Consider the following 6,764-nt stretch of genomic DNA (forward strand, 5'->3'; position numbering starts at 1 on the left):
GCGATTATTTCGGCGAAGGCATGTAGGCCCGGCTGCGTGGAGCGCGGCTCTTATCATCATGGCAATCTGCGACAGGCGCTGATCGAGGCCACGATCTTTCTGATCGAGGATAAAGGCCCGCTGGCCTTTACCATGGCCGAGGCCGCGCGTCGCGCCGGTGTCAGCGCGGCGGCCCCCTATCGCCATTTTGCCGGCCGCGATGAGATGCTGGCCGAGGTAGCGCGTCAGGGCTTCGAGGAATTCGCGGCCCGGCTGACAGCGGCCTTTGATCATGCTCGGCCAACGCCGATTTCGGCCTTTCAACGCGTCGGTATCGCCTATCTGCGATTTGCGCGCGAGCATCGTGGTCTTTACATGGCCATGTTCGAATCCGGCATGGATTTTGGCGGGGATTCAGCCACCGGTCAGGCCGCCCACCGCGCACAGAACGTGCTTTTGGATGCGGCGCGCGCTTTGTTCACCCATCTTCCTCAGGCCGAACGTCCGCCCGCGATCATGGTTGCCAATCACGTCTGGGCGCTTAGCCATGGCGTGGTCGAATTGTTCTCTCGTGGCAAGCCGGGTGCCAATAGCCCGCTCTCGCCCGAAGATTTGCTGGAAAGCGGCGTGCTGATCTATTTGCGCGGCCTTGGCGTTATCCCAAGCTGATCATCGCAGATTAATCTCGGCAAAAAATGTGCCGCACTGCCGGTCTGTTTGCCATACATGGCAGGATTCGTGTATGTATCCTGCACCTACTGGCGGAGAAGATCATGTGGCAACCCCGGCTCGATGAAACGGCGCGGATGAAATATCTTGGCGTCGTCGAAGCGCTTGAGGCCGATATTCGCGCCCGCCGCATCGCCCCCGGCGAGCGCCTGCCGCCTCAGCGACGCGTGGCCGAAGCCTTGGGTATTGATCTGACGACGGTGACGCGCGCCTTCAACGAGGCGCGGCGGCGCGGGTTGATCGCGGCGCAGGCCGGGCGCGGCACCTTTATCCGCGACGATGTGCTGGGCGAGCCGCGCAATCAGGCACAGCCGACGCTGGATCTCAGCATGAATATCCCGCCCCAGCCAAGCGAGCCGGATTTTCGGAAGCTGCTGCCGCAAACCATCGCTGCGATATTGGCGGGAAATGGCGGACTTTTGTCTTTGCATTATCAGGAAAGCAACGGCACGCCCGGTGATCGGGCGGCTGCGGCCAAGTGGTTGCAGGGCTGGATCGCGCCCGTGGCCGATGATCGCATCTTGGTCGCCGGGGGCGCGCAATCCGCGCTTTTCGCGCTATGTCGATTGCTGCTGCGACCGGGTGATGTGATCGCCGCGGGCACGGTCACCTATCCCGGCCTGACAGCCGCGGCGCGCCAATGTGATCTGCGCGTTGCCGCCCTCGGCATGGACGAGCAAGGCCTGATCCCCGAAGATTTTGCCCGTCTTTGTCAGGAAAACCCGCCAAAAGCCCTTTATGTGATCCCGACGATCGATAATCCGACCACGGCGACCTTGCCCGCGTTGCGACGCCAACAAATCGTCGAAATCGCACGGCGCCATCAGGTCACCATCATCGAAGATGACCCTTACGCGCCGCTGCGCGAGCGGGTCGAGCCCGCCTTTGTCGATCTGGCGCCCGAGCTGTGCTGGCATCTTGCGACACTGTCCAAGGCGGTGACGCCCGCTTTGCGCGTGGCCTATGTCGTGGCCCCTACGGCGCATTTGGCGCTGCAATTGGCGGGCGTTTTGCGCGCCACCAATCTGATGGCCCCGCCGATCCTTGCGGCCGTGGCCAGCCGGTGGATTTCGGATGGGACCATCGATGCCGTGACCGCAGCCATACGTGCGGAAAGCCGTGCCCGACAGGCGATTGCGGCCAGTGTATTCGCGGGGCAGGATGTCTCGGCTGATCCCGAGGGGCATCACCTGTGGCTGCGCCTTCCGGCCCATTGGCGGGCTGATGATTTTGCCGAACATGCCGATCGCGCAGGGGTTTCGATCGTCGCAGGGCGCGCCTTCGCGGTCAGCTCGCATCCCGTCGAGGCGGTCCGCATTTCATTGGGCGTGGCGCCGGACCGTGACGTGTTGGAAGAGGGGCTAAGCCAGTTGGCGGCCCTTCTGGGGCAAACCGCAGCCCCAGCGCGGGCGGTGGTTTAGGCAGCGTTGCCGCTAAATCATAGGGAATGCACCCATACATAATCTTGGATTTTCTGATTGCATGTATGGATATTTTTCTGGGGTATCCGGAATCTACTGAAAAATCACTGAATTCTGGACTGAATCTGACAATTCGTCGGTCTGACTGCGCGATTTTTGACAAATTTCGTGATGGAGGCATGAATTGTATGGATTTATGGCCTCGCGCACCCTATATCCTGCCTGCATAGGGGTAAGTTGTATGGATTTACCCCGGATGGTCCAGATTGGCACAGAAGGACATTTTCGATGACACAGACGCCTATTCCGGTCGAGCGGGATTCCAATCAGGCGATGCTGCGCGGCATGTGCAATCGTTGCCCAAATTGCGGCGAGGGGCGCGTCTTTGCGGGATATCTGAAGCTGGTCGATGCCTGCTCGGTATGTGGCGAGCGGATCGGCTCTTATCGTGCCGCTGATGGTCCGGCGTTTTTCACCATTACCATCATCATGCTTTTGCTGATCCCTATGATCGCCGCGGCCTGGGTGTGGTTTCGTCTAAGCCCGCTGATGATCCTGATCGTTCTTAGCGTCATGACTACGGTTATGACTTTGATTTTGCTAAGATATGTCAAAGGCGCCTTTATTGGCTGGCTTTGGGCCAAGAATGAGCGCGATCCGGGCGCCTAGCACGTTCCGGCAAGCAAGCTTGATTTATTCTATCTGTGAAGCGCCCCACCGGGGCGCTTTTTGCATTTTTTCATCAGACATATTGACAGAAAACCGGTGCGATCCCATCTATGTTAACATGATTAACATTGGTCTTTACCAACAAGGAAGGTATCGCGATGAATATCCCTGCCTCTGACTGGTCCCGTTCCTCCGGTCCGGGCGTTTTGGCCCCTGTTTTGCGGGTCCGCGACTGGCTTGACGCCAGAGGCAAACCCGCATGGATCATCGCGATGATCCTGGGGTTTGTTCTGGCCTGGCCCGTGGGCCTTGGACTTCTTGGCTATATGATCTGGAGTAAGCGCATGTTCTGTTCACAACGCAAATCCGACTCGCGCGGTTTCGGACGCAGTCTGAGCCAGCCCACCGGCAATTCCGCATTTGATGCGTATCGCGAAGAGACGCTCAAGCGCCTGGAAGACGAGCACGAGCAGTTCGTGGGCTTTTTGCACAAGCTGCGTGAAGCCAAAGACAAGGCCGAATTTGACGACTTCATGCGCAGCCGCCAAAATCAGGTGACTGAGGTCTAAGCGACCGCGCCTTTGACCCCATAAAACGGCATTGGCCCTTTAGCCAGAATCAGCGGTAAAGGGCCAAAATAGATTAGCGCAACGGGCGGCGGTCTGCGACCAGCCGCCCGATTTTATTGGCGCTGGATTGCGGCTGAGGGTTGGCGTTTTCATTGCTGCTTGGCGTCGCATCGGTCACGCTTGGACGCAGCATCGGCTTGGCCGCGCTGAAAATCGGCGCAGCTGCCACGGGCGCGGGGGCCGGTTGTTCGGCATGTGCCTCTGGGGCGAAAGAGGCCGAGTGCTGAACCTCGGCGGCCGCGAATTCGATCCCGACTTCGCTGTCTTGCACATGCTGCGGATAGGGCGCGTATAGCTCTTGCGCGCTTAGGTGCGGTCGCGGCTCGGCATGGGGTTCAACGCGTGCTTCGACGCGCGGCTGATACGCATGAGCCGATGGCTGATGGTGCTGCTGTGGTTCTGGTGCGCGCATCGGCGACGGCGCAGCGAATGGCTCGGCGCTGGAAAGGCGCGGCTCGCTATGACGCAGCTCGGGCTGGCGCGGTTCTGCAATGCGCGGTTCCGTCACACGAGGTTCAGTCAGGCGCGGCTCGACATGACGGGCCTCGGGTTCACGCGCTTCTGGCTGACGCGTCTGGGCGGGGCGAGGCTCGGCCTGACCCGGCGCCGGGGCGCGAAGGCTTTGCCCCTGCGGTACGCGGCGAACATTTTGCGCGCGCATCACGCTGGCAAACCGCGCGGCTGTTCCGGGGCTCGAAGGTTGCGGGACGGGACGGGCGACTGCTGGCGCGTCGTTTTGGGGATAGGTCGGCTCGACGCCGTGATGCGTGGGCACGTCGATGCTGCGCGTTGCCGTCAAGGGCCGGGCATTGCGCCCCCCGGCTTCCATCCAGCGCGTCACGCGCCGCAGGTTGTTGTGGTTGCCAATGGCCAGATATGCGACGCCCGCAAAGGTGATCAGGGCGACAAAGCCGCCCAGAAACACCAAAAGCGCGCGCAACAGCATCTCGACATTACCCTGAGCGTCCATGGCCATTTTTCCTGACAGGGCAAGAATGCCCAACCCTGTCAGAACCACCATGACATTCATCAGACGCTCAAAGCTGGTGATGAAGAAATGCCGCATATGTTTTGTCCCTTAGTAGCTGTACTCCGCATAAATGCGGGTCAGGTCTTGCGCCCATTCGCCGTTATATTTTGCCAGCAGTTCATCGGCTGGAACGCGGCCGGTGTCTACGCTTTCTCGCAAAGTATTAAGGAAATGTGATTCATCGGGGACCAAACCACCTGCACCCGTGCGGGCGCGTGCCTTTAGGCCGCCCTCGGCGATATCCAGCACCTGACGGGCAAGGTCTTGCATCCGAATGCCGTTGACCTCGGCGTCCAGCGCATGTTTCGCGGCGGCAACACGCAGCCCCTCGCGGGTCTCTGCATCCCAGCCTTTGACCAGATCCCACGAGGCATCCAGCGCATCCTGATCGTAGATCAGACCAACCCAAAGCGCAGGAAGCGCGCAAAGTCTGCGCCACGGACCACCATCGGCCCCGCGCATTTCGATGAATTTCTTGACGCGGGCTTCGGGGAAAACCGTGGTCATGTGATCGGCCCAATCGGACAGGGTCGGAACCTCGCCCGGCAAAGCCGGCAGCTTGCCCTTCAAGAAATCACGGAAGCTTTGACCCAGGGCGTTGATGTATTTTCCGTCGCGATAGACGAAATACATCGGCACATCGAGAACGTAATCGACCCAGCGCTCATAGCCCATGCCGTCTTCAAATGCGAAGGGCAGCATGCCCGTGCGCGCATCATCCAGGTGCTGCCAGATATTGGCACGCCAGCTTTTCATGCCGTTGGGCTTGTTGTCGAGAAAGGGCGAGCTGGCAAAAAGCGCCGTCGCCACCGGCTGAAGCGCCAGCGCAACGCGCAGTTTCTTGACCATATCGGCCTCGGACGAGAAGTCGAGATTCACCTGCACTGTGCAGGTGCGATACATCATATCCTGACCCATCGTGCCAACGCGGGTCATGTAATCGGTCATCAGCCGATAACGTCCCTTGGGCATCATCGGCATCTCTTTGAGCGACCAGATCGGGGCCGCACCAAGGCCGATAAAGCCCGCGCCCATCTTGTCGGCAACCTCTTTGACCTCGGCAAGGTGCTGGTTCACCTCATCGCAGGTCTGATGGATCGTTTCGACCGGGGCACCTGACAGCTCAAGCTGTCCACCCGGCTCCAGGCTGACATTGGCGCCATTGCGGGTCAGGCCAATGATATGTTCGCCCTCATATACCGCGTCCCAGCCAAAGCGGTCGCGCAGACCCTCCAGCATGGATTGGATCGAGGCCTTGCCCTGATAGGGCAAAGGCTTCAGCGTGTCGGTCAGATAACCGAATTTTTCATGCTCGGTCCCGATCCGCCAATCCTCGCGCGGTTTCTCGCCGGATTCGATATAGGCGGAAAGTTGGTCGGGATGTTCGATCGGGCCGCCGCCCTGCTGAGGAATGGACATCGGTGGCCTTTCATTTGCCTTTAGCGCCACAGGTGGCAACTCGGGGCAGTCAAGTCAAGCGGGCGCTGCTCGGTCTGGTCCAAACGGTTTGGACTGTCGCACCTGTTCCGCGCAATGCCGCAGAGATCCGACCCATATCGACCCCGGGAAGGGTGGCGAAGGCATGGGCAAGCTGATCGGCCCCGGCGGCATCGACGGGAATCAGAAGGGCCTGTCCATCGCTGCTCTTCAAGCGCCAATGGCTGCGGCCAGAAAGCACCAACAGGCGGATCTCGGTCAGATCGCGCAGGGAAATCTCGCCGCCAAGCGCGCGCGCGCCAAACAGCCGAACCGCGCCTTCGTCGACTTCGACAAGACCGGGCGCCGAGACCTCGCGCTGAAACCGCATCTGGCGGCGCGCGTTCAGCCCCCAGATTGCGGCAACCGCGATGATAACGCAGCCGATGGGCTGAAAAATCCAGCCGCCCTTTGCAAAGACCCAGATCCCAAAGGCCAGGATCATCACCGCGGCAATAACCTCGCGCCAGGGCCGGATCTGTTCGGAAAGGGCGGGCCGGATCATTTCAGATCCAACGCCATATCGCGATGGGGAATTCCCGCATCCAGATATTGGGGACCATAGGCCGCAAAGCCCAGCTTTTCGTAAAAGCCAATGGCATGGGTCTGGGCACCCAAAACCGCGCGATCAACTCCGGGCTGCTGGCGCAAAGCATCCAGTGCGGCCCGGATCAATCCGGCGCCCAAACCAGTGCCGCGGGCCTGGGGCAAAACCGCAACCCGCCCGATTTTGCCGATCTCGCCTTTCAGGATCACCCGTGCCGTACCGACCGGTTCACCATCCAGCCAGGCAAGAAAATGCATCGCCTCATCGTCATAGGCGTCGCGCTC

Annotated in this window: 8 protein-coding genes; 4 read left to right on the forward strand and 4 right to left on the reverse strand. The window is 60.4% G+C overall.

Annotated features, from left to right (window positions below):
- The 4 genes from RTS12_RS19445 to RTS12_RS19460 form a co-directional block, all read left to right on the forward strand.
- The coding region (locus RTS12_RS19445) for a TetR/AcrR family transcriptional regulator (RefSeq protein WP_312531522.1) at nt 1-648 on the forward strand (648 nt) is incomplete at its 5' end.
- Between the two features lie 104 nt (nt 649-752).
- Nucleotides 753-2,129 carry a PLP-dependent aminotransferase family protein gene (locus tag RTS12_RS19450; protein WP_312531525.1) on the forward strand — a complete coding sequence of 459 codons (1,377 nt, stop codon included), beginning with the start codon at nt 753-755 and terminating at the stop codon, nt 2,127-2,129.
- Between the two features lie 288 nt (nt 2,130-2,417).
- On the forward strand, nt 2,418-2,798 hold the full coding sequence (locus RTS12_RS19455; protein ID WP_312531528.1) for a DUF983 domain-containing protein: 381 nt from the start codon (nt 2,418-2,420) through the stop codon (nt 2,796-2,798).
- Nucleotides 2,799-2,956: 158 nt separating this feature from the next.
- Nucleotides 2,957-3,367, forward strand: a complete 411-nt coding sequence (locus RTS12_RS19460; protein ID WP_312531532.1) for a DUF2852 domain-containing protein — start codon at nt 2,957-2,959, stop codon at nt 3,365-3,367.
- A 73-nt stretch (nt 3,368-3,440) separates the two neighbouring features.
- On the opposite strand, the gene RTS12_RS19465 is transcribed toward RTS12_RS19460, so the two are convergent.
- The 4 genes from RTS12_RS19465 to RTS12_RS19480 form a co-directional block, all read right to left on the reverse strand.
- Entirely contained in the window at nt 3,441-4,493 is a 1,053-nt protein-coding gene (locus tag RTS12_RS19465; RefSeq protein WP_312531535.1) for a hypothetical protein, read from the reverse strand.
- A 12-nt stretch (nt 4,494-4,505) separates the two neighbouring features.
- Complete coding sequence (locus RTS12_RS19470; protein ID WP_312531538.1) at nt 4,506-5,876, reverse strand: glutamate--cysteine ligase; 1,371 nt, start codon at nt 5,874-5,876, stop codon at nt 4,506-4,508.
- A gap of 49 nt (nt 5,877-5,925) precedes the next feature.
- Nucleotides 5,926-6,438 (reverse strand): hypothetical protein, encoded by a 513-nt coding sequence (locus RTS12_RS19475; protein ID WP_312531541.1) that lies wholly within the window; start codon nt 6,436-6,438, stop codon nt 5,926-5,928.
- Nucleotides 6,435-6,764 (reverse strand): GNAT family N-acetyltransferase (locus RTS12_RS19480; protein ID WP_312531544.1); only part of this gene is annotated, 330 nt, incomplete at its 5' end. The genes RTS12_RS19480 and RTS12_RS19475, both read right to left, overlap by 4 nt.

This window comes from Paracoccus sp. (in: a-proteobacteria) (assembly GCF_032007265.1).
GTDB lineage: Bacteria > Pseudomonadota > Alphaproteobacteria > Rhodobacterales > Rhodobacteraceae > Paracoccus.